Genomic DNA, 1,050 nt, shown 5'->3' with positions numbered 1-1,050 from the left:
GATGCATGGTCAGCTACAGGGAAAAAATCTAGAGCGGATGGAGAAATGCATGCGCGGTGTTGGCTTCAAGAAGCCAAATACCAGATGCCCCTTAAATCCTCACCGCCAGGAACGCCTTATGTTCCATCCCCCAAGCAGCTCAAATCTACATTAGCTCAATTTGTACGCTATGGAGTTGTCTGTAATAACCCAGCACCTCCCGCACGCCCTTGTTGGAACATAGGGTTAGAGGTCGTTTGCAGCCGTCGTGGCGGACCCATCGCGTTTTATTTAGGATTACTTCAAACAAACAATATCAGGGGTATCGTACGCTGGCAGCCCATTCCACAAGAGGCGGCTGCGGAACTTGACCGCGCCATGCGTAATTTCGATGACTAGTTTAGAAAGGAAATCAAATGCAGGACCTATCCGAAGAAGACCGCGCCTATCTGACCAGAATGATGGATTTGCCACATGGCCTTGCTCTTGCGGCACACGACGGGACTCCTAAAGACCTCGGCGTATTGAGCTATGGCACTGACAAGCTTTTAGAAATAATTGATCGCCAACTCCCGATTACTGCAACGCACAGAGATCCAGGCAACATCAATATCTCGGTTGATGTCGGGCCAGAATATTCGGACGGGGAATTTACGCTTTTCGACGAGAAGGATCTGTTTCTTTCCGAAGGCATCACGCCGCGCCAGTTCTACCGGATCGTGTTGGCAATGCTCGAAACGTTCCCGCAACAACACCGACTATACGTGATATTCGGCAATATCGGTTTCGCATGGCTGCGCACGGACCTGCCCGAAGACGAAGCCGTTTTGCACATGATCACCCACGACGACGGTGTCCGTGCCACGCTCGGGCTGCCAGCCTATGATCACAGTCAGTGGTGAATGGAATTTATGGAAGGTAACGGATGGAACATCAAATAGCCGTACAGGACTTTGAGAATATTCTTGAAGCGTGGCTCGATGATAATCGCCAGAGAGGCGTGGGCTCGTTTTTGGCTCTGGATAGAAGCTGGCAATCAGATTTGGTAGAACTTGTGCGCAGCCAAGATGC

At 50.8% G+C, this 1,050-nt stretch carries 2 protein-coding genes; both read left to right on the top strand.

The genetic code is table 11. The annotated features are described in order from the left end of the window. Positions 1-378 (top strand): hypothetical protein (locus L1065_RS15675; RefSeq protein WP_237096454.1); only part of this gene is annotated, 378 nt, incomplete at its 5' end. Positions 379-395: 17 nt separating this feature from the next. Beyond that, positions 396-881, top strand: coding sequence for a hypothetical protein (locus L1065_RS15670; protein ID WP_237096453.1), 486 nt, complete (start codon positions 396-398; stop codon positions 879-881). The last annotated feature ends 169 nt before the right edge of the window (positions 882-1,050 follow it).

The sequence above is a fragment of the Nereida sp. MMG025 genome (assembly GCF_021654165.1).
Lineage (GTDB): Bacteria > Pseudomonadota > Alphaproteobacteria > Rhodobacterales > Rhodobacteraceae > Nereida.
Note: the sequence above shows the minus strand (reverse complement) of the source record. Positions and strands in the feature narration are given on the sequence as shown.

Excerpts from the sequence above, each read along its gene's own strand:
- L1065_RS15670 (WP_237096453.1), top strand. The coding sequence starts at position 396 with ATGCAGGACCTATCCGAAGAAGACCGCGCCTATCTGACCAGAATGATG.